Annotated in this window: 19 protein-coding genes and 1 tRNA gene; 18 read left to right on the top strand and 2 right to left on the bottom strand. The window is 45.7% G+C overall.

Features of this window, described 5'->3' with window-relative positions; all coding sequences use genetic code 11:
• Positions 1-19: 19 nt before the first annotated feature.
• From Q3W13_RS04445 to Q3W13_RS25195, 9 genes are read left to right on the top strand one after another with little or no spacing between them, the layout of a single operon-like run.
• Complete coding sequence (locus Q3W13_RS04445) at positions 20-664, top strand: hypothetical protein (protein ID WP_302861679.1); 645 nt, start codon at positions 20-22, stop codon at positions 662-664.
• Complete coding sequence (locus tag Q3W13_RS04440; RefSeq protein WP_302861678.1) at positions 664-1,308, top strand: TerB family tellurite resistance protein; 645 nt, start codon at positions 664-666, stop codon at positions 1,306-1,308. Before Q3W13_RS04445 ends, Q3W13_RS04440 begins: the two co-directional genes overlap by 1 nt.
• A gap of 10 nt (positions 1,309-1,318) precedes the next feature.
• Positions 1,319-2,461 (top strand): conjugative transposon protein TraJ, encoded by a 1,143-nt coding sequence (traJ, locus tag Q3W13_RS04435; protein ID WP_302861677.1) that lies wholly within the window; start codon positions 1,319-1,321, stop codon positions 2,459-2,461.
• A gap of 51 nt (positions 2,462-2,512) precedes the next feature.
• Positions 2,513-3,130: a conjugative transposon protein TraK gene (gene traK / locus Q3W13_RS04430; RefSeq protein WP_302862085.1), complete on the top strand. Its 618-nt coding sequence runs from the start codon at positions 2,513-2,515 to the stop codon at positions 3,128-3,130.
• Positions 3,131-3,141: 11 nt separating this feature from the next.
• Positions 3,142-4,272, top strand: a complete 1,131-nt coding sequence (locus Q3W13_RS04425; RefSeq protein ID WP_302861676.1) for a conjugative transposon protein TraM — start codon at positions 3,142-3,144, stop codon at positions 4,270-4,272.
• A gap of 3 nt (positions 4,273-4,275) precedes the next feature.
• Positions 4,276-6,006 (top strand): hypothetical protein, encoded by a 1,731-nt coding sequence (locus Q3W13_RS04420; RefSeq protein ID WP_302861675.1) that lies wholly within the window; start codon positions 4,276-4,278, stop codon positions 6,004-6,006.
• 7 nt (positions 6,007-6,013) lie between these two features.
• Positions 6,014-6,304 (top strand): hypothetical protein, encoded by a 291-nt coding sequence (locus Q3W13_RS04415; RefSeq protein WP_302861674.1) that lies wholly within the window; start codon positions 6,014-6,016, stop codon positions 6,302-6,304.
• Positions 6,305-6,319: 15 nt separating this feature from the next.
• Positions 6,320-6,502 (top strand): hypothetical protein, encoded by a 183-nt coding sequence (locus tag Q3W13_RS04410; protein ID WP_302861673.1) that lies wholly within the window; start codon positions 6,320-6,322, stop codon positions 6,500-6,502.
• A gap of 56 nt (positions 6,503-6,558) precedes the next feature.
• Complete coding sequence (locus Q3W13_RS25195) at positions 6,559-8,181, top strand: recombinase family protein (protein WP_368077621.1); 1,623 nt, start codon at positions 6,559-6,561, stop codon at positions 8,179-8,181.
• On the opposite strand, the gene Q3W13_RS04400 is transcribed toward Q3W13_RS25195, so the two are convergent.
• Positions 8,141-8,214, bottom strand: a tRNA-Met gene (locus tag Q3W13_RS04400). The genes Q3W13_RS25195 and Q3W13_RS04400 overlap by 41 nt on opposite strands.
• A 163-nt stretch (positions 8,215-8,377) precedes the next feature.
• Between Q3W13_RS04400 and Q3W13_RS04395 the strand changes: the two genes are divergently transcribed.
• From Q3W13_RS04395 to Q3W13_RS04385, 3 genes are all read left to right on the top strand, one after another.
• Positions 8,378-8,758, top strand: coding sequence for an START-like domain-containing protein (locus tag Q3W13_RS04395; protein WP_302861670.1), 381 nt, complete (start codon positions 8,378-8,380; stop codon positions 8,756-8,758).
• Between the two features lie 116 nt (positions 8,759-8,874).
• Positions 8,875-10,314, top strand: coding sequence for an LptF/LptG family permease (locus Q3W13_RS04390; protein ID WP_302861668.1), 1,440 nt, complete (start codon positions 8,875-8,877; stop codon positions 10,312-10,314).
• A 233-nt stretch (positions 10,315-10,547) separates the two neighbouring features.
• The gene (locus Q3W13_RS04385) at positions 10,548-11,750 is read left to right on the top strand and encodes a bifunctional 3,4-dihydroxy-2-butanone-4-phosphate synthase/GTP cyclohydrolase II (RefSeq protein ID WP_302861667.1); all 1,203 of its coding nucleotides are present in this window, start codon (positions 10,548-10,550) and stop codon (positions 11,748-11,750) included.
• Here Q3W13_RS04385 and Q3W13_RS04380 read toward each other — a convergent pair.
• Positions 11,747-16,168 (bottom strand): translocation/assembly module TamB domain-containing protein, encoded by a 4,422-nt coding sequence (locus Q3W13_RS04380; RefSeq protein ID WP_302861665.1) that lies wholly within the window; start codon positions 16,166-16,168, stop codon positions 11,747-11,749. The genes Q3W13_RS04385 and Q3W13_RS04380 overlap by 4 nt on opposite strands.
• A gap of 262 nt (positions 16,169-16,430) precedes the next feature.
• Here Q3W13_RS04380 and tsaD point away from each other — a divergent pair, with 262 nt between their 5' ends.
• From tsaD to Q3W13_RS04350, 6 genes are all read left to right on the top strand, one after another.
• Positions 16,431-17,432: a tRNA (adenosine(37)-N6)-threonylcarbamoyltransferase complex transferase subunit TsaD gene (tsaD, locus tag Q3W13_RS04375; RefSeq protein ID WP_302861664.1), complete on the top strand. Its 1,002-nt coding sequence runs from the start codon at positions 16,431-16,433 to the stop codon at positions 17,430-17,432.
• 92 nt (positions 17,433-17,524) lie between these two features.
• Positions 17,525-17,695 (top strand): hypothetical protein, encoded by a 171-nt coding sequence (locus Q3W13_RS04370; RefSeq protein ID WP_302861663.1) that lies wholly within the window; start codon positions 17,525-17,527, stop codon positions 17,693-17,695.
• A gap of 200 nt (positions 17,696-17,895) precedes the next feature.
• Entirely contained in the window at positions 17,896-19,524 is a 1,629-nt protein-coding gene (locus Q3W13_RS04365) for a M28 family peptidase (RefSeq protein ID WP_302861662.1), read from the top strand.
• 109 nt (positions 19,525-19,633) lie between these two features.
• On the top strand, positions 19,634-20,824 hold the full coding sequence (locus Q3W13_RS04360; protein ID WP_302861661.1) for a threonine synthase: 1,191 nt from the start codon (positions 19,634-19,636) through the stop codon (positions 20,822-20,824).
• 153 nt (positions 20,825-20,977) lie between these two features.
• Positions 20,978-21,949: an aldo/keto reductase gene (locus tag Q3W13_RS04355; RefSeq protein WP_302861659.1), complete on the top strand. Its 972-nt coding sequence runs from the start codon at positions 20,978-20,980 to the stop codon at positions 21,947-21,949.
• A 40-nt stretch (positions 21,950-21,989) separates the two neighbouring features.
• The gene (locus Q3W13_RS04350) at positions 21,990-22,802 is read left to right on the top strand and encodes an AraC family transcriptional regulator (RefSeq protein ID WP_302861657.1); all 813 of its coding nucleotides are present in this window, start codon (positions 21,990-21,992) and stop codon (positions 22,800-22,802) included.
• Positions 22,803-23,090: the final 288 nt, after the last annotated feature.

Raw genomic sequence — 23,090 nt, 5'->3', positions numbered from 1 at the left:
ACAATAGAATCAACACAATATGAAAAAGTACCTTTTAATATTCTCTCTCACCAGCCTCCTGCCCGGTCAAAGCCGGGCGCAGGGCACGGGCGGTTTTTTTAACCAGCAAGCTTCCAAAGTGAAGATCATGCTGACTCAGATCGCGGGTTATGAAACCTACCTGCATGCCATCAAAAGCGGTTATGGTATTGTGAATAACGGCCTCAATACCGCTAATGCGATGAAGGGCGGCACCTTTGGTTTGCATACCGCTTATTTCAACTCCTTACAGCAGGTTAACCCGGTAATTGCGAATAACCCCAAAGGAAAAGCGATTAGCGACCTGTGCTGGCAGATCAACAGGTTGTTCGCGGCTGAATTAAGCCGGCAGCAGCAACAAAAAGTGCTATCCGGTGACGAGATCGGCTATATCCAAAATGTCTACCAAAGCCTCGATAAAAAATGCCAGGCGGATATGGATGAACTCTTACAGGTACTGACACCCGGGAAGCTGCAATTGACCGACCACCAACGGCTGGAACGGCTGGACCACCTTTACGCAGCCATGCAGGACAAGCAAGCCTTTGCCGCCTCATTTACCGCCAAATGCCGCAAGCTGGCGACCGACCGCCAGCACGCCCGCCAGCAGAACGATCAGCTCAAAAAACTTTACGGTATTCAGTAATGAAAAAGACCATTTCTATCCTCCTGATCGCGCTGGCCCTGGGCCTTGCGGTCCCGAAAGCAGGTAAAGCGCAGTCTATCGCCGACTGCATTGAGCAGTTGACACTGGATTACCGGAAGCTGAGCGGCCTGAAAAGGATTTTATCGCAAATGTACCAGGGTTACGAGATTGTGAGCAAAGGCTACCGTGCGGTTCAGGACGTATCGAAAGGCAACTTTTCGCTGCACGAAGCTTTCCTTGATGGTTTAATGATCGTGAGTCCGGCCGTTCGGCAATATCCGCGCGTGGCGGATATCATCAATGACCAGGCGACCATACTCAGTGAATACCGCTCCGCCTGGGCGATGTTCCGGGTTAACGGGCGTTTCAGCCCGGACGAGATCGTCTATATAATGGATGTTTACAATAACCTCATTTCGGCCAGCCTGAAAAACATCAACGACCTCACCATAATCCTCACCGACGGCCGGCTCCGGATGAGCGATGCCGAGCGGCTGGCCGCGATTGACCGTATCTATACCGGTGGCCACGGGCAGCTCAGTTTCCTGCGCGGCTTTAACGACCACACCTACCGCCTGGCCGTACAGCGGGCAAGGGAGGCGGGTGACCAGCAAACCCTGAAATCTTTATATGGCATCAACTAACCGTAAAACGATGAAAAGAAAAAAAATAACCTTGAGGGTTATCGCAGCGTTATGCTTCCTTTTTGCGCCTGCGCTGACCTATGCGCAGGGGGTCGCCAGCGACCTGCACAGCTTGCAGGGGATGCTCAATGACCTCTATAGCCAGATGATGCCCTTGTGTGCGGGTCTCATCGGTGTTGCCCGCGCCGTGGCCGGTTTCGCCACCTTGTGGTATATCGGCGCCAGGGTATGGAAACACCTGGCGGCTGCAGAGCCGGTGGATATATACCCCCTGTTGCGGCCCTTTGCGATCGGCTTTTGCATTCTTGTTTTCCCGTCGGTGCTGACGCTGATGAACGGCGTATTGCAGCCGGTCGTAGATGCGACGCACGGCATGGTCACCAATACTAACCAGGCTATTGAAACGATGCTGGCCAACCAGCAGGCGCAAATCAACACACAGCCGGGTAGTTCCGGCCTCAATAATGACCCGGATAAATGGTACCAGTACAGTCACCCGGACGACACCGGCAACACAGCTGGTGCCGCCCCGGCCACTAACCTGTCTGATCAGTTCTCCGGCTGGGGCTGGAAGAATATGGTCAAAAAAGCCATTGCCGAAATGCTCAATGTCTTGTTCGAAGCGGCCGCACTTTGTATCGACACCATCCGGACTTTTAAGCTCATTGTCCTGGCGATCCTCGGGCCGCTGTGTTTCGGGCTGGGTGTTTTTGACGGCTTCCAGCACACGATCAAGCAATGGATCGCCCGCTATGTCAACGTGTTCATGTGGCTGCCGGTGGCGAATATCTTCGGGGCGATTATCGCCAGGATACAGGAGAACATGCTCCTGGCGCAGCAAAATGGTACACTTGGCGGTAACGGGTTCGGGAATGAAAATACGGCCTATCTGATCTTCCTGGTCATCGGTATCGTTGGCTATTTTACCGTGCCCGGCATCGCCAATTACATCATGAATGTCGGCGGCCATGCGCTGTTCAGCCGCACCAGTGCGCTGGCCTCGATGGCCGTGTCTTATGTCAGCGGCAGTATCATGCAGGGCTTTTTTAGCCAGTCGCCGCCTCCGCCGCAACCCCCGCAGAATAACCCCGGCAACGCCAATAACGGCCAGCTAGCCGCCCGCGACAAGCTCTCCGGCTCCGGCAAAACCTGATCACTTGGGATAAATGGTTCGTGAAAATGATGAGTGAAAAGTAGAAAAACCATGTTTAAAAAAATGAAAAATATCGAGACCGCCTTCCAGCATGTGCGCAGTTTCACCATCGCGGTAGTCATCGCTGCCGCAGTCATCAGTTGCTATACGGTGTACCAGTGCAAAACGCTGATCGCTGCCGTTCAAAGCAGGATCTATATCCTCTATAACGGTAAAGTGCTGGAGGCTCTGGAAGCCGACCGGAAGGACAATGTCGCCGTAGAAGCCCGTGACCATGTGAAAACTTTCCATGAACTGTTCTTCACGCTTGACCCCGATGACAAGGTCATCCGGGCCAACCTCACCAAAGCACTTTACCTGGCCGACGAATCCGCCAAAAGGGAATACGATAACCTGAGCGAGAACGGTTATTATGCCAATGTGATCGCGGGCAACATCAGCCAGCAGATCAAAGTTGACAGCGTATCGGTCGACCTCCGTAATTATCCCTATGCCTTCAGGTGTTATGCCACCCAAAGCATCATCCGGACGACCAGTACCGTTACCCGCAGCCTGGTCACCCAGGGGGAACTCAGGAATGTTTCCCGGAGTGATAATAACCCGCACGGCTTCCTGATCCAACGTTGGGAAACCCTGGAGAACAGGGATATCAAAGTCATCAATCATTAATCAAACAAATTATGAAACAGCAAACACTAACACCAAAAATGCAGCGCCAGCGCAAAATGCTCCTGGCGCTCCCGGCCATCATCCTGCCATTCCTGACGCTATTTTTCTGGGCATTGGGCGGCGGTAAAGGAAACCCGGCGCTTGCGCGAACTACAGGTCAGCAAGGTTTAAATACCCGTTTACCCGATGCCAAACTGAAGGATAACCGGTCACTGAACAAGATGAGTTATTATGACCAGGCCGCGCTCGATTCCGATAAGCTGCGCCAGCAGATGAAAAGTGATCCTTATTACCAGAGCCACGCCGGTGCTGATACCGCCGCTTTGCATTTTCCCCTGACCGCCAAAGGTAATAATGCAGGTAGCAGCCATTTTTATCAGCCCGCCCAGACGAACGGCGCTTCAGCAGAGAACGTCGATAAAGTGTACCAGAAACTGGCACAATTACAATCGGCGATCAATAAATCGCCAGCTGAACCTAAACCAGCTGTAACATCGCCGGCCGCCAGTACGGAAAGTCCTTTAAAGAATGTCGTACCCCCGGAAGATCCCCAGCTCAGCCAGATGAACGGGCTTTTAGAAAAGATCCTGGATATCCAGCACCCGGAACGGGTTAAGGCGGCAGGGGAGCAAACGGCGAATCCGATCCCAGTCAAAAAATTCCGGGCCATCCCGGCAGTGATTGAAGGCACGCAAAAGATCGTCCAGGGAACGGTGATCCGGATGAAGCTGCTGGACACGGTAACCATAGGCGGGACACTGTTCAGCAAGGGGCAACTGATCTACGGCAGCGGAAACTTGGCCAGCCAGCGCTATACCCTGAACATCAAAAGCATCCACGTCGGCTATAACTTTTACCCGGTTGACCTGACGGTCTTTGATCAGACCGACGGGCTGGAGGGTATCAGCGTGCCCGAAGCAATTACCGGCGACGCCCTCCGGGATGGCGCCAACAGCGGTGTACAGAATATGGATGTTATGAGCTTCGATCCATCGATGACGGCGCAACTCACCACCGCTGGCATTAATACCGCGAAAGGGCTTTTCGGTAAAAAGATCAAGCGGGTCAAAGCAAAACTCAAAGACGGGCATCTGCTGCTGCTGCGGGATAACCAGGAAGGAAGAACAACCGCTAATATCTGACAGATGACAGCGAACGAACAGGAGCAATTGACCGCAGCGTTTAAAGCGGCGGAAAAAGAACGGAAACCCTGGGTGGCTTTTGATGACCAGGACGGTAAAGAGCTGCATGCTTTTGACCTGCATTTTTTTGCCTCCGCAACTGAAGCCGAAAAATTCTGCGATGAGGCCAACGGGCCGGACATCTTCGCCGATCAGCTCTTCAATTGGGATCATTATGTCTTTATGCAGGCCAGGACTTTAACGGCCAGGCTGGGCTTAACGGAACTGAAGACCATTTGGGATGATGCAGCGAATATCGCCAGGCAAATGGCTGAACAGAACCTCTATCTGCCTGCAGGCCATTCTTTTGATGACCTCGAAAAAACGCTTGCCAGTAATTTGGTTTACCCGGTGCTCTGGCAGCGCAGCATTGATCCGCTGAAAGAGATCGCTGATTATCACGTCATTGGCCACCAGCACAGCGGCGGTCAGATCTATGAAACAGGGCATAGCCTCCGGGCGCTGGAAACCTTCGGCAGCTTAAGAGATGCCCGCATTTTTATGGATAGCGCGGTGCTTTTCAATGAACTGTCAGACAAGGGCATAGATTACCTGATCATCGGCCGGTATCACGATCAACGGCTGGAACTGGATATTGAAGGATATGCCTTGCCGCATTCCGGCTTAACCCTGGTGACGGCACATCATGATTACAACCATGGCCATGATTACTATGAGCTGCACTCCCTTTTCGAGCCGGCGACCATCCGCCGGTATTTCTTTGCCGGGATGAGCGATGGCAAACTGCAGCTCTACAATGATAAGCTGGAGCAAACGACGCTGGCAGATAGCCAGCACGCTTTTTACCCGGTGCATTTTAACCATGATTATTTAACCTTTAAAAATTCAAACACCATGAATGAAAGTAGTTTTGATTATGTAAAGAACCAGTTGCTTTACTTAGGCTTTGGCGAAGAGATCGGCAAACCTTTACGCGAGAAAATGGAACAAAACCTGGCGGAATTCACGTTGCCGCATACCCGGAAATTCGGGCAGGATGAAACCAGTTCCGTATTGCATTTTTCCAAAGGCGATCAAAAGGATATGACCTTTTTTAACCGCTTTGATGTTACGCTGAAACAACCGGGTAAGGAAGACCTGACCCAAACTTTCTTTGTCGGACAGCAATACAATTATACCTTACAGGAACGCTATAATATGATGGATGGCCGTTTTGCTTACCGGGAACAGCCGAAGGTTGAACCCAGGGAAGTGAACGGTGAGACCAGGATGGTACCCACTGGCGAGACCTATCTGGGTTGGAAAGGGCTGAACTTTAAAGAAAGCGATAAATACGGTAATTTCCTGCCGAAGACCATGTTCTGGAACCACGAAAAGGAACTGGTGAAATACCCCATCAAAGAACTGGCAGAACCCTATGACCATAAACGGATGTTGGCGTCCCTGGAAAAGGGCAACAAGGTTAACGCGACCATCCTAAAAGATGGCCAGGAAATTAAAGGCAGCGTCGCGGCGAATCCTCGTATGCAGCGTTTTGATTTTTATGATAACAATGGTCAAAGCCTGATCGTGAAACAGGTCGAAAAGCAAACGCTGAATAAAACTGAAGATGTCAAGCAGGAAGAAAATAAAGAGCTGAAGCAGGATAAGAAAGAAGAACAGCATCAGAGCACGGCTGCCGAACAGAACAGCGAGGCAAAACAGGGTAAAAAACGCGGTTTGAAAGTAGCCTAAACATACCGTGGAGCAGTTTAGGCCATTATCGGGATTCTTTGAAGCCATTAAAAGTGATGGCCGGATTTGTATTTCCCATATTGGCTTATATGCTACCCTGGTACAGTATTGGCAGGAACATCATTTTGTTAACCCCTTTCAGGCCTTTAGCTACGAGGTTACGGGGATGGCGAAGATTTCTGCCAATACTTACCATAAATGTATCCGCGATCTGCACGACTTCGGCTACATCAATTATGAGCCTTCCTTTAAACGAAATCAACGCAGTAAAGTACAGTTACTCTATTTAGCTGAATAGCTTCTCCAGAACTTCATGAGCCAGGTTATAGATTTAAACCCAAAAAGAAAGCATGATCTTACCATAGAAGAGGTGCGGTCTTGCCCCTGGTTTGCCCATTTCACCGACGAACAAGCCATCGAAGTGATCAACACATTAAAAGAAATAAGCCAGATCGCTTATTATATTTACCGGCAGGAAAAGCAAAAAAAGCTTTGATTTGACCCCAAAAATGCGTATTTTGTATACTCAGAAAATCGCATAAATATTGTGTTATGGTCGAAAACTCAATCTTCAACACATTCGCCAAGGGCTCACGGTTGGCTCAAGCAAAAAAGGGCACCAACTGCGTGATTTACACCCGGGTAAGCACCAAAGAACAGGCGGACAAAAACCTCAGCTTAGATACGCAAAGAAAAGCGTGCACCATCTATACCGAACGGCACGGTTATACAGTACTGGCTAATTTCGGTGGTACGTTTGAAAGTGCACAAACTGATGAACGGAGGGAATTCGCCTCTATGCTGGCCTTTGTGAAAAAATCTAAAGCCAGGGTTTCTTATATCATCGTTTATAGCCTTGAACGTTTTTCACGTAATGACAATTCTATATGGTTAAGCGGCCAACTGCGTAAACTCGGTATAGAGATCGTTTCGGTTACTCAGCCGATTGATACCTCGAGTTCTTCTGGGCAGATGCAGCAGAAAATGTTATTTCTTTTCGGCGAATTTGACAATCAGTTACGCAAGGAAAAATGTATGGCTGGTATCAAGGAAATGTTATTGCGCGGCGACTGGCCGACCAGTCCGCCGCTGGGTTACGATAGTGTGAACATGAATGGTAAGCGTAAATTGGTGATCAACCAGAAAGGCAAATTGTTGCGCCAGGCCTTTACGTGGAAAGCAGAAGAATTGCTGAATAACGAGGCAATTCGCCAGCGCCTGGCCGAAAAAGGCCTTAAGCTGAATCACCAGCGGATATCGGAACTTTTCAGAAATCCATTCTACTGTGGCCTGATGGCTCATAATATGTTGGAAGGTAGAGTTGTGGAAGGGAATCACGAAAAGTTGGTATCCAAAGATATTTTCCTTCAAGTAAACGGTCTGCTTGACCAAAATGCGCATGGCTATAAGCTAGTTGAAGAAAATCCGGCCATTCCCTTAAAATGTTTTATTCGCTGTGAGCAATGCGGCAAATTGCTGAGAGGGTATATCGTGAAAAAGAAAGATATCCATTATTATAAATGTAGTACAGTGGGTTGCTGTGTAAATAAAAATGCTATCGCCCTTAATCAAAGATTTTATGGCATTCTTGAATATTTTGGTTTGCCGGAAGATGCGCCGAAAGAATCGACAGACCTGATCAGGGCTCAGATGACAGCTAAATTTAACGAGATGAATGACAGCCATCAGGACGACCTGGGCGTTTTGGAAAGTCAACTGTTCGATCTGAATAAAAAAATTGAACGGCTGGAGGAACGTTATGTGGAAGAAGAAATGAACGCTGATTTATACAACAAATATGCAGCTAAATACTATGCAGAAAAAAGGGAAATCGAGGCGGTTCTATTACAGTCTGCGGGGAGGGTGTCGAACCTGTCTCAAGCTATCAGTATTGCCCTTGGTTTGGTGTCAAAAATGGCGTTTAAATGGCGTAATGGCAATTATTATACTAAACAGCGGATTCAGTTTTTGCTATTCCCAAGCGGCATAAGTTATTGCAAGAAAACTGATGGATGTCGAACCAGCCGAATAAATTTTTTGTTTTTGTATCTTGCTTATTTACAGCAAATTATAAGCAATAAAAAAAGCGGCATACCAGAATTGAATCTGGATTTTGCCGCTTTCGCCGGTTTAGTAGCGGGGAGCAGGATCGAACTGCCGACCTTAGGGTTATGAATCCTACGCTCTAACCATCTGAGCTACCCCGCCGGGTTTACATCTTTTCGGATGCTTTGATTTTCGCTTTAATCTTTCTAAATTAAACCAAACCCGTCTCCCATCCGAAAAAGGTTTGCAAATATAGCAGAAATTCGTTTTCTTTAGAAAAAATGTTAACATTTACAGCTTATTGGTATTCAATTACAACCCGAGCATGCCTGAAAAGAAGAAATTTAATATAGAGTATGAAATAAAATCATCTCCGCGGATACTATACAGCTTCCTAAATGAACCTAACGGACTGTCGCAATGGTTTGCTGATGACGTGAATGTAAAAGACCAGGTTTATACGTTTACCTGGGACGATGAAGAGCAAAAGGCCAAATTGCTGCTCGCAAAAGAAAATAAACTCGTAAGGTTCCGCTGGATGGATGACGATCCCCAGTATTATTTCGAAATGGAAATTATGCAGGACGAGCTTACCAGCGATGTCGCCCTGGGCATTACCGATTTTGCCACTGATGATGCCGTAAATGAACGTAAGCTTATTTGGGACAACCAGATAAAGTATCTTATCAGCACTTTAGGGGCCTGAAAAAATAAATATCCCTACCTTTGTACCTTAAAGTATAATGCGCCGTTTTTAACATCAGTTTAAGCACGCATGACTTTGTATTACCGGCGGCGGCTGTTTAGTCCACAGGGCAATTAATGAAGAAAATACATCTTTTAATACTTAAATCCTTTATACGGCCATTCCTCGTCACGTTCCTCATCGTGATGTTTGTACTGCTGATGCTGTTCCTGTTTAAGTATGTAGATGACTTGATAGGTAAAGGCTTTGAGTGGTATATTATCCTTGAACTGATGATGTATGCTTCGGCCACCAATGTACAAATGGCGCTGCCGTTATCAGTGTTGCTTTCATCTATTATGACCTACGGCAGCCTTGGCGAAAATTACGAATTGGTAGCGATAAAATCAGCAGGTATATCGTTGCGCAGGGCCTTATACCCCATGTTTGTAGTGATAGGTATTTTAAGTATATCTGCTTTTATTTTTTCGGATTACATGCTGCCGATAGCCAACCTTAAGTATTACTCGCTGCTGTATGATGCACGTCAGCAAAAGTCTGCGAATTTTTTACCTGAAGGGGTATTCAGTAATAGCTTCCCCGGCTATGTAGTTAGGGTGAACAAGAAAGATCCGGACGGTCAAACACTTCATGGCGTAATGATTTACTCAAAAAACGCCGCACAAAACAACACGGATGTACTTATTGCAAAAGAGGGTAAAATGTATCGCACGCCCAACGGCATGTTCCTGGTTTTAAAGCTAAAGGACGGGGTGCGGTATTCAGAAGACAAGGGGCGTAACAACTTTGATTACCGCCAAAGGCTTATACGCTATCGTTTTAAGGAAACGGAACAAAAGTTTGACATATCAAGCTTTGCGTTTAACAAACACCGTACGGATGAGAACGAATTCAGGGGTGCGCTGCAGATGATGAACCTAAGCCAGCTTAAGGATAATGAAAAGCAAAACCGCCGGCAGGTAGACAGTACCCTGCGGGTAAATTACAAGCTGATAACGGCCTATATCAAATATTACTCGATAAATATAAACCCCGATACAGCAAGAAAATACAGAGACGCAGTCAAGAAAGACAAGGCTTTTGCTGATCTGAAGCTATATGAACAGCTGGCCGCTACTGCAAATGCCAGCAGCGAAGCCCGTTCCATACAAGACCTGCTGAAAAACCGCGCAGACCGCACCAGCGAGCTTAGCAAGAATGTGCGTCGTGCGCGGTTGGAGTTCCATAAAAAATTCGTGCTTTCGGCAGGTTGCCTCGCCTTGTTTCTAATAGGCGCTCCGCTTGGGGCCATCATCCGCAAAGGCGGATTGGGCTTGCCGGTGGTAGTATCCGTTATATTCTTCCTTATCTATTATATCATCTCAACCATAGGCGAAAAAGCTGTTAAAGATGGCGACCTGTCACCAATTATTGGCTCCTGGATAGCCATTGCTGTGATAACACCCGTTGGACTATTCTTATCTTACAAGGCTGCTACCGATTCGGTATTATTTGATATGGAATTGTATAAACGCTTTTTCAATAAGCTATTTAAGAGGAGAAAAGCGGCCGCCTAAAAAATTGTAATGATTGCAAACAGCTTAATTGCCGGATCTGACAGGCAACCAATCCGCGGCCGCATTTGTAGTAGTAAAATATAATCAACACTTTACTTTTTAGATATTTACAACCACAACTAATTTACAAACCGGCGACTTGAGTGATTTACTAATGACTTAAATTTGCTGATAGTTTTTACAAACCGACGATGCGGCCATTAACCAACAGGGCTGCCCTAATATCTGGATAAATGCTAAACACAATAGACGAAGCGATAGAAGCTATAAAAGACGGTAAGACAATTATTGTGGTTGACGATGAAGACCGCGAAAATGAAGGGGACTTTTTAACTGCTGCACGCAATGCAAGCCCCGAGACAGTGAATTTTATGATACGCCACGGCCGTGGCCTGGTGTGCGCTCCTATTACCAAAAAGCGCGCAAAGGAACTGGAGCTTGAGCCGATGGTGAGCCACAACACCACTTCGCATGAGACCAATTTTACTGTTTCGGTTGATTTGCTGGCAGGATGTACTACAGGTATTTCTGCGTCTGACCGTTCGAAAACTGTGCTTGCCCTTATCGATCCAGCCACCAGGCCTGAAGATTTAGGGCGGCCCGGGCATATTTTTCCTTTGATCGCGAAGGATGGCGGCGTTCTACGCCGCACCGGGCATACCGAAGCGGCTATCGATCTGGCAGTTTTAGCAGGCTTTGAACCTGCCGGGGTCATTTGCGAGATAATGAGGGAAGATGGCGAAATGGCCCGGCTTCCTGAACTTCTGGCTATCGCAAAGGAGTTCGGTCTTAAAATCGTCTCTATCAAAGACTTGATTGCTTACCGGCTGGCAACAGAAACCCTGGTGCATAAGGATGTATCAGTAAAAATGCCGACCGAGTGGGGAGATTTCGATATGATCGCCTATACGCAGGTTGATACCGGCGAGCACCACCTGGCCCTGGTAAAAGGTAGCTGGGAACCAGGAGAGCCTGTTTTGGTTCGTGTACACAGCTCATGTGTTACCGGTGATATCTTCGGGTCCTGTCGCTGTGATTGCGGACCGCAACTCCATAAAGCCATGGAAATGATCAATAAGGAGGGTAAAGGCGTTATAATTTATATGAACCAGGAAGGACGCGGTATCGGGCTTATCAATAAACTTAAGGCCTATCACTTGCAGGAGAATGGCATGGATACTGTTGAAGCAAACATTGAGCTCGGCTTTAAAATGGATCAGCGCGATTACGGCGTGGGCGCACAGATATTGCGCAGTCTCGGCATATCAAAAATGCGCCTGATGACCAACAATCCCAAGAAGCGCGCTGGCTTGATAGGATACGGGCTGGAAGTGGTGGAAAATGTACCGATAGAAATAGCGCCTAATCCGCATAACGAAAATTACCTTAAAACCAAGCGCGACAAGATGGAACATACCATCATGCTTGATCATTAATCTTCGTCGTCTGATTTTGGCGGCGGTGCGACTATAGGAGTGGGATTGGCGGGCTTCGCCGGTACCGGAGTTGATGAAGGTATTGGTGCAGGGCTAACCGGGGCCTGCGTGCGTCTGCCTGATCTGAAAATATTCCTGATAAACTCGCCAAAAGTATCAAAATCCCGCTGGTAAACTAAACCGATACCGTTTACATATTGTTCAGTTAAATTACCGCCAAGTGTATTCAGCGTAGTACTGTTAAGCACCCTGTATGAGTATTTACCGTATAGGTTACCGTCTTTTCGTATCAGATATTGGGCCTCAAAATCTTTGGTAAGCTGGCTGAAGCTGGAATTGAACAGGCTGGTATTATTATTAAATAAATCGCTGCTGCCCGAAGTAGAGTTAAATAAACTGCCGGTAAGGATCAGCCTGTTTTTAAACCGGTATGACACGCCAAGGTCGTTGAATGAACGAATGTTTAAGTCCAGGTTCTTGATATTCGATTGCGAAATAAAACTATTCAGTTTATTAAATGCAAATTCGCTTACCGCTTCACCTGCGGTCCCTAATACCTGGTCGGTTAAGTTATTGTTGGTTCCATTGCTAAAGTTTCGGCGCACAATAATACTCAAAGCCTGCTGGCTGCGGTTATTGTTATCAGAAAGATAAGTGCTCAAATCCTCTTTGATCGATGGGTCGAGCGGAAAATTAAAATCAAAATCAATAGCCGGCTGTAACAGCGTTTTTGTTAAAATCAGCTCAGCTTGCACAAGTTCGTACGAGCGGCCCTTGGGCGATTGTGAACCCGCCGCCTGGTAAAGCGGCTGTATATCGGTGCGCACCTCGTATATGGCATTCAGGTTAATATTGGCATTAGATGGGTTGCCTGTCCAACGGATAGTTCCGCCCTGATTCACAGTAAAGTTTTTGCTGATGAAGTTTTTCGCTGTAAATTCAAATTTTCCGGAGGTAATCAAAAAGTCGCCGAACATTTCAAAGTCTCCAAGGCTGTTTATATTTAGCTTGAGGTTTCTCGCCTGTCCACTCCCCTCCAGTACGCCATAATCAGTTGTTATCTTTACAGTAGTTTTTTCATCTACGGTTAAGTCAAAATTCAGGGTAACACCATTAAATGCCAACTGTTTGGGTTTTGCCTTTGCCGTGTCACTATGGCTAACAAATCTTATAAAGTCGTAGTCGCTCACAGTGATTGATGTATTCAGCGGGATGTTAAATACTGTGCCGGCCTCCGTTTTTGCTTTAATGTCGATTTTCATGTTATCAACCGGCCCTTTAAAGCTAAAGTCGCCCGTTCCGTAAGCGGTACCATAATAAAGGTGATTATCTTTAAAATTTGTGTTCAGGGCCATCAGGTTTCTCGCTTCCACATCAACCTCAATATCGGGGTTTGATAGGTCATTTATGTCAACGGTGCCAGTAACCTTACCTATTCCCTTTTTGCTGTCCCTGAGGGTCATGCTGTTGATTTTCACTACGCTGTTAACTACATCAACCGTATCCGAAACCGTGTAAGGCGTTTTTAAATAGTTTACTGTTACACCGAGGTTATTCAGCGCCATAGTACCATTTAACTTAGGTTTTGAGACCGGCCCCGTAAGTTTCATATTACTTGATATCGTTCCCTTTACGTCAGACACCAGGTTTTTTATAAATGGCTCGAAAATAATGGCCTCTGTTTTATTCATATTTACATCAAAATCCAACTGGTCTTCTGTGTCATGACCGATTTGGTAAGTACCGGCAAGATTCATAGTTTCCAGCCCGCGGTTTTTAATGTTGATATTTACATCGGCCTGCTTACGGTCATTACCCAATGTCGACGAAATCTTTACATCGCCCACCAATGTTTTATTCATGACCATGGAGTCGATAGCCAGCTTGGCATCTATACCCGGTGTCTTCAAAATTGAGGATAGATTAACATTGCCATTGAGCGCCCCCTTCATCTGAATGCCTGCCGGCTTGGTAAGCTGGTTTAGAGTAGCCATGCTGAATTTGTCAAACGTTACTTTCAGCTTGTCTGCCGGGTTGTCAGATATAAAACCGTCAATGCGTACCTTTTGCTGACCGTTTGAAAGCTCAAAACCTTCCACCGCGGTTTTTCCATCCAAAAATTTCACCCTTACTTTTTCCAGTATTTTCCAGTTCTGGTGTTCCAGTATCACGTCCGAGGGTAGTATGTGCAGCTTTGCCGTGGTATCGCGGCCAAAATTCACCAGGCCGTACAAATCCAGCTGGTTTACGGCATCTTTATCCGAAAGCTTTAAGTTAAAGTTTAAACTGTCGTTCTTTAAGAAATTAGTAACAGTAATATTTTTTATAAACAAACTGTCGGTAATATTGATCTTGCTTAAAGAAACGTTCAGGCCTAAAAAATTATCCGTTGTACTTTCGTCAATAATAAAATCATGAAAAACAGTCTTTCCATATTGAATGGTTTTTATGTACGATTCAAGCGTGGCCGTTTTCTTTTCAGAATTAAACTCGCCAATGAAGGTGCCCTGGTCAGGAATTTTTAAGTCAGGAACAAATATGGCAATCAGCGGGTCGATATTTTTTATCGACAGGTTAAATGAAAAATCCTGTGGTTTAGGCGGCACAATCTCCGTTTTTAATGAAGGGATGTATTTTTTTAGGATAGTTTTAAAATATGATGGCAGAGTGGCCAAATCATAACTGCCCTTTATATAGCCGTCGGCAAAGTCCGATTTCAGGTTAATAGCTCTTTGATTACCCGTCCCTGTCGCGGACACGCTAAGCGAATCAAGCACATAGTTATTCCGCGGGTCAACAATCCTTATTTTCTGCAGCGCTGCTTCTCCCGTGAGGTTACTCAAATTATTGCCTGAAAAGTTAGCGTTAATTTGAGTAGTAAAAGTGATGGTATCTTTAAGCAGCTTCAAATCGTGCAGGTTTGCATTCGCTATGGAACCATTAAAGCTGTAAACCGGCAGGGCCGGGTTCAGATTAACGCTACCATTACCTTCAAGATGAATTTTTTTATCACTTACAGTTATTTTACCACTGGCTATTTTTTTTGCAAAATCGCCATTGAAGGTGAGATTATGATAGTTATAACCTTTAAAAGCCAGTTCGCTTACCCTGGCATTTACATTTTCATTTAAGTTCTTCAGCTCATCGCCGCTGCCGTTTACATTGGCATTCATGGTGATGCGGCCAAGGTCGTTCTCGTCAAGTAAATCGCCTAAGTCAAAAGCATAAGTGTCCAGCTTGCCACTATACGAGGGCACCCCAGCCTTATTTATCTTCAGGTTAACATCCGTATCAAACCGGCCGAGCCTGGTTTTAAAAGTGCCATAAGCCACAAAGTCGTTCTGCAAACCTGTAAAACGGCCCGAAAAATTAACGTTACCAAATTTGTTGATGATATCGGGAACTTTAGCGTAACGTTTCCCCACAAAATTACTGTACAGATAATCCAGGTCAGCTTTGTTGGTGGCTATCTGGTCAAAATTTAACTCAAGAAAGGTGTTATCCCAGTCAGGAAGTCCCTTCAAACTGAAGTCTCCCCTAATGTAGGTAGCTTTAGCCCCCGTTATCGTCAGGTTTTTGGCTTTAAGGTTATTTATATACCCCCTGACGCGGCCATCGAGACCAAGGTTAAAATTAACATATTCCAGTCCATCGGTAAAATAAGCTATATCGGCGGAATTTATACGCGACTGTTTAAAGTCTCCATCCATATAAACCTGGTCATTAATATGTTCGCTTAAGTCATCAAAGGATTTAAATTTCATCCTGAAATAGTTTTTGAGCAATGACCGGTTGGTAATTACCAAAAGGTTTTGAGCCAGAATCTGGTTGGTATCAATTGTGGCATCGGCATTAAATTTTTTCAGATAAAACCCGCTTTTTTCTTTTAGGGTAAGATTGGTTACATTTCCTTTAAACAAATGATTTGTAAGGTCCATATCCTTAACCACCAGGCTCAGGTTCTTTACGTCGAGGTCGTCGAAATTAATGCCTTTTATGACCGTATCCACCAGCATGTTCTTAAACCTGAAATGGAAATTATTCAACGCTACCTTTTCAAACTCTACATGCCATGGCTTGCTTTTAACGGTATCTTTTGGTCCGCTAAAAGCGTCGATAATGAATTGGAGGTTTGATACGCTGTCCTTCTGCTTTTTAAGATACGCAGAGCCATTATCAATCTGGATTACCTTGAAATCGATAATCTTATTTTTTATGCTGCTAAAAAGCGAGAAATTATTAAGGTCCACCTCGAGCTTGGGCGTGCTTAGCAATGTGTCTTTTTGTTTATCCAGCACATATAACCCCTCAAGCACTACTGACGAGAAGGGTTGAATATAAAGGCTTTTAATGCCAACCTCCGTCTTTAATTTTTTAGAAAAATAAGCAGCAGCCTTTTTTGCGGCCCAGGTTTGCACAGGTTTATATTGAAGCACCAGCAAAAGAATGCTGAAAATCAGCAGGATAATCAGTACGACACTTAACGCTATTTTGAGTGCTTTTTTAATAACTTTGCAGCTTTAAAAAATTAGTGATTTAGTGAGTTAGCGAATTAGTGATTGATAAAATGTACAACCGTTTGGTTTAACAGTATCAATGCAAATTAGTTTAACGTTAATTGTATTAAATATCATGTATTTAATAAATCACTGATCCGCCAGATCCTTTAATTAAAAAATTGTGCCTGTAATACTTGCAATCGAATCCTCCTGTGATGAAACCTCTGCATCCGTTTGCGTTGATGGAGCGATATTGAGCAACATAATTGCCAATCAAACCATTCATGAAGCTTACGGCGGCGTTGTACCCGAACTCGCCTCGAGGGTTCACCAGCAGAATATTGTTCCTGCCGTGCAACAAGCGTTATTTAACGCAAAAGTAAGCAAAAATGATGTGGATGCTGTAGCTTTTACACGCGGACCTGGTCTTTTAGGCTCGCTGCTGGTTGGCGTATCATTTGCAAAGTCTTTTGCGCTGGCCAAAAATATTCCGCTTATCGAAGTAAACCACATGCAAGCCCATGTGCTTGCACATTTTATCGGCGATAATAAGCCCGCATTCCCGTTTTTATGCTTAACGGTGTCGGGAGGCCATACACAAATTGTATTGGTGAAAGATTATTTTGATATGGAGGTGATCGGCCAGACACTTGATGATGCAGCCGGCGAAGCCATGGACAAAACCAGCAAGATACTTGGTCTGCCTTATCCCGGCGGCCCGTTGATCGACAAGTATGCACGCCAGGGCAATGCAGATGCCTACAAGTTTCCCGAACCGCAGATACCCGGATTCGACTTTAGCTTCAGCGGTCTTAAAACGTCTATTCTTTATTTTATAAGAGATAATGTAGCCATCAATCCGGATTTCATTCAGCAAAACATCAATGATATCTGTGCTTCTGTAGAAAAGCGTATCGCAACTATCCTGTTGCATAAATTGGAGAAGGCTGCAGATGCATATGGCATTAAAGATATTGCCCTGGCAGGCGGCGTATCTGCAAATACCGGCTTGCGGCAAGGGTTGTTGGCTTTAGGCGAAAAGAAAGGCTGGCGGTGCTTTATACCGGCCATGCAATATTGTACAGATAACGCCGCGATGATTGCAATTGCCGGCTATCATAAATATTTAAAAGGCGAATTCACCGGCCAGGACGTAGCGCCACTGGCGCGTATGCCATTTTAGAAAGCCGTAGAACATGGACCATAGTCCATGGATTTGCAACAATTACGACAAACTGTCAATGGACTATGGACCATCGACTATCGACCAAACACATGAACATATTATCAATCATATTCTGGGTAATTTTTGTAGCGCCGTTTGTTGCGTTTTTAATATGGCTGATGCGGCAGGATAAGCGCCGGGGTGCTGTGGGCCTGTGGGTTTTAGCAATACTGGTGGTGGTGGCTATTGTTTACATGTACTGGAAAACGCAGGGGCAATAAAAGGAAAAGGCCAAACTTTATTCCCGGTAACAATTCAAATACCTATTTGCAGCTGACATACTTAGTTGATACCTTCACAGGCATTAAGGTTGATAGATCATAGAGGATATTTTTTCGGGATTCGAAACAGGATGTGTCGGTCTCAAATCTGCTAAATCCAGGTCCTTATTGTATTTTCACCGTAAATCTAAATTATAACCATGATAAGAGTTTGTAAAATGCTGCCGGCGGCTTTGCTGATTTGCCTGGTAAATACAAGTATTGCCCAGCAAATAAAAGTGAGTTCCGAAATTCAACGTGCCTTTAATAAAATCGATACCGCACAAATTAAAGCTGATATCGCCTATCTGGCCGACGATAAGTTGAAAGGACGTGGTCCGGGCACCGAAGGCTTCCAAATGGCCATTGACTATGTGACCGGTCGCCTGAAAAGCCTGGGTGTAAAACCTGCCGGCGAAAACGGCGCCTGGCTGCAGGAAGTGAAACTGAGGAAAGCCACAACCGGTACTGCGACTGCTGCACTAACTACTAACAGTACTGTTGAGCTGAAACAGGGCACGGATTTTAACCTTCTGCCAAACCCTTCAAAGCCTGAGGTTTCTCTTGAGGCGCCAATAGCCTTTGCCGGGTATGGCGCAAGCGAACCGTCGCTTGGCTACGATGATTACGCCGGACTAGATGTTAAGGGAAAAGTTGTGCTGGTAGTACGGGGTGCCCCAGATAAGTTCTCGTCATCGGTAATGGCGCATACCATGAACCCGACTACTATACTAAAGGCGGCGGCTGACCACGGCGCTATTGGCGTAATGATTTGTCCTTCGGATTCTACTTCACGCCTGGGCAATACGCGCGGTGGCCAGTACAGCGTAATCGGCAAGGATGGTTCAGTTGTTATCTCCCGTACATTTTACTCAGATCAGGTTAAAGTATTAGGGCTATTAAGCTATGCCGTGTTTAATGGCCTGGTTAACGGCGCCGGTAATACAATTTCTGGCGCGGTAGCGCAAATGAAAGGCGGGCAGCCGTCCTCATTCCCGCTGAACGGCACTATTAAAATTAATTTTACCTCCGTCTACAAAGACATTATCAGCTACAATGTTGCCGGCAAAATTGAAGGAAGCGACCCTAAGCTAAAAAACGAATATGTCGTGCATAGCGCCCATCTGGACCATTTAGGTATCGGCCGTCCGGTTGAAGGTGATTCGATTTATAACGGTGCACACGACAATGCATCGGGTGTAGCAAGCGTACTGGCTATCGCCGGCGTCTATCACAACATTAAAGAAAGACCGAAACGTTCGATTTTAACTGTGTTGCTTACTGGCGAGGAACTGGGCGACCTCGGCTCAGGCTACTTTGCGGCACATCCCACCGTTCCTGTTAAAGACATAGTGGCCGATGTAAATACTGATATGCCGACCATTATTGCCCCGCTTCTTTCGGTAACTGCCTTAGGTGCCGAACACTCATCGCTGGCCAAACAGGTTGACCAGGCGGCGGGATACCTGGGGCTTGGTGTTGAGCCAGACCCTGAACCCAGGCAGGTGCGCTTTGTACGCAGCGACCAGTATAGCTTTGTGGTTAATGGAATACCGGCCCTTCACATTAAATATGGTGCAAAAACTGCCGATGGGAAAAATAATCTGAATGATTACGTTGCCAAATGGCGTGCTAAGTATTATCACAAACCACAGGACGATATTAATGGTATCTTTAATTTCACAGCGGGTAAAATATACGCCGAGCTTAATTTTTTGATAGGATACCTGGTAGCCAACGATACTGCACGGCCAACCTGGAATTCTGGCGATATATTCGCTACTAAATAATATCATTGGGAACAGGAATCAGGAGACTAAACAAATAAAACAGCCGCGCAACCTTGCGGCTTTTTGTGTCGTAGGTCTCTAAGTCTTGACTCTTGGCTTTCTATAGAAAATGGTTAACTATATTCAAACGGAAACCGGCTCGTTACTAAAAAATTTAACCTGCCCCGAATGCGGCAACATCCACGATGCTGCTGCTCTAAATACAGTTTGTAAAAAGTGCGCATCCACGCTATTTGCGGTTTATGATTTTACAGACGGCTTTAGTAAGCCATTGCTGGCAAATCGCCAGGCCAATATGTGGCGGTATAAGGAGTTCCTGCCGGTTGTTAATGAAAAAAATATTGTTACGCTGGGTGAAGGCATGACCCCTGTTATCCCTATAGCAAACCTCAAACAATTTACGGTTGCTAATAATGTTTTCTGGAAGGATGAGTCGGGCAACCCTACCGGCTCGTTCAAAGCCAGGGGCATAAGCGCCGCGGTGTCCAAAGCGAAGGAGTTAGGTATTGATACCATCGCAACGCCTACGGCGGGTAACGCCGGCGGTGCGTTGGCAGCCTATGCTGCCCGCGCTGGTATAAAAGCCGTGGTATACATGCCGCAGCAAACGCCAGGTGTTTTTAAAGACGAATGCAGGCTTTACGGCGCTGAGCTGGTGGAGGTTGCAGGCAACATAAACGATTGCGGCAAACTGGTAAACGAACTGTCTGCGCTGAACGGTTGGTTCCAGATATCCACTTTAAAAGAGCCATATCGTCTGGAAGGCAAGAAAACTATGGGCTATGAGATTGCTGAACAATTTAACTGGGAATTGCCGGACGTAATACTCTATCCAACAGGCGGCGGGACCGGCCTAATCGGCATTTGGAAAGCCTTTGACGAAATGCAACAACTGGGATGGATTGGCAGCAAGCGTCCGCGGATGGTCGCCGTTCAGTCAGAAAGTTGTAACGGAATAGTAAGTGCTTTTAACGCCGGTTTGCAGATTTCTGAATTTACCGATGGGGGCTTTACAATAGCCAACGGCCTGCGCGTGCCTAAACCCTATGCCGACAAACAAATACTTAGAGTGCTGCGCGAAAGCAACGGCACAGCTTTAGCTATAAGCGATTTAGAAATGAGCGCTGCCCTAAAAGAAATTGCGCGGCACGAGGGTATGCTGATAGCCCCTGAAGGCGCGGCCCTTTGGCAGGCCTTTAAAAAGTTAAAAGATGCTCAGTGGATAAAGGACGGCGAAAATGTGCTGATGATAAACACTGGCAGCGGGTATAAGTACCTGGAAAATATAGAGGTCGGCTGACCAATTTTAATGCCGGGAGATTTTGAACGGGATTTTTATCTGATGACGTTCAATTGAAAAAACGAGCCACTCAGGCAAGTAATTTGAGCTGTACGGACAAGCGGCTACGAGCAAACATCCCGAACTTTGTATCGTTAATCATCATAAAAAACTATGACAACGATAAAAAAAATATCCCTTGGCACAAATGGACCGCTCGTATCTAAACTTGGGCTGGGCTGCATGCGCATGTCTTCAGTTTGGGGAGGTCCCATAAATGACGAGAAAGAAAGTATAGCAACTATACAGGCAGCGCTGGATAACGACATCAACTTTTTAAATACGGGCGATTTTTATGGGGCTGGCCATAACGAGTTGCTTGTAGGCAAAGCCGTGAAAGACCGCCGCGACGACGCCTTTATCAGCGTAAAGTTCGGCGCAATTTTCCACAACGGGCAGTGGCTTGGACTGGATCTTCGGCCGATAGCCATCAAAAACTTCATCAATTATTCTTTGGTTCGTTTAGGTATCGACACTATCGACCTATACCAACCTTGCAGGATGGACAACAGCGTTCCTATTGAAGACATTATCGGAACCGTTGCCGACCTGATACAGGAAGGTAAGGTGCGTTATCTCGGAGTTTCTGAAATTACCGCGGAGCAACTCCGCAAAGCCCATAGCATATACCCGGTGTCAGCATTAGAGATTGGTTATTCACTTGCGGACCGGCAAATAGAAGGTGAACTGCTTCCTGTGGCAAAAGAATTGGGCATAGGCATAGTGGCTTTTGCCAATACAGCAGAAGGATTGTTGACCGGTGATATGAAAGCCCCGCTTGCTTCTGATAGCTATCACAGTCATTTCACACGCTTCCAGGGAGACAACTTGGTGAAAAACCTGGAAAAGGTGGAGGTATTAAAGCAAATGGCAAAAGATAAAGGCTATAGTCCAACACAGCTGGCAATCGCCTGGGTTAATGCACAGGGCAAACATGTCATGCCATTGGTAAGCATGAGCCGCCGTTCCCGTTTGCCGGAAAATATAGCTGCTATGAACATTGAATTTACCATTGAAGAAATGAACACACTTAATACCAGTTTTGCACCCAGCGCGATATTGGGCAGCACTTATTTACAACGGTAGGGGGATATTATATAGAGCCCCTCCTTTTTATCTTTGCAAAGTGACTAATCCAAACGATATCATCCCGGGAGTACTGTTTTACGCTTATCTATCTGCAGCACGAAAGGAAAAGGTGAGCTTTTTACAGCACAACATGCTGGTTTTACTGGTTTCCGGACAATTTACCCTAGAGACATCAGAACAAAAGATTTCGATGAGAAAAGGTGAAATGTTATTGATCCGCAAAAACCAGCTCGGGCAAATAACTAAAGCTCCGTTGGCTAATGAAAATTATGAAACGCTTGTGATTACGCTACAGGAAGACTTACTCAGGAAAATTGCGCTTGAGGAACAAATACACATACAGCAGAAGTATGCTGGTCCGCCTAATATTTTGATACCTGCAAACGATTTCCTGCTGGGTTATTTTCAGTCGGTGATTCCTTATGTCCGTAATCCGGCGGAAACGATAACAACAGACATGGCGGTTTTAAAAGTGAAGGAAGGTGTGAAATTGCTATTGCATGCTATGCCCGGGCTCAGTAGTTTTCTGTTCGATTTTTCGGAACCCTATAAAATCGACCTCGAAAAATTTATGCTCAGTAATTTTCATTTCAATGTTACTGTCGAAAAGTTTGCACAGCTTACCGGGAGAAGCCTTGCGGGGTTTAAACGCGATTTCCAGAAAATATTTGGCGTTCCGCCACGGCATTGGCTACAGGAAAGAAGGCTTGCTGAAGCTCGTCACCTGATAGAAAACAAAAACAAAAAACCTTCTGCTATCTATCTTGACCTGGGGTTTGAGAGCCTTTCTCATTTCTCGCATGCTTTTAAGAAAAGATATGGCAGGACACCAACAGAGAGGGCGGCCTGAAGAATACTATTATCTGCTTCTAATGTCTATGCTGGATCTTTTGAAGAAACACCTATTACGATAGCGCTCACTCTAAAGGCGTCGGTCTAACTCAATGGACCGGAAAAAGATATAATTGCCAAAAATAGTTGGTAAAACCTTTGTAAGAATCTGTATTACAGAAAGATACATCAAGCAAATTGAAAACGTTTTCAATTTGCTTTTTTTGTTATATGAAATCGTCAAAAAAAGGCGTGTTTAACCTGCAAGAGCACGGATGTTATTAAATGGGGCAAACAAAATAATAAG

Source organism: Mucilaginibacter sp. L3T2-6 (assembly GCF_030519355.1).
GTDB lineage: Bacteria > Bacteroidota > Bacteroidia > Sphingobacteriales > Sphingobacteriaceae > Mucilaginibacter.
Note: the sequence above shows the minus strand (reverse complement) of the source record. Positions and strands in the feature narration are given on the sequence as shown.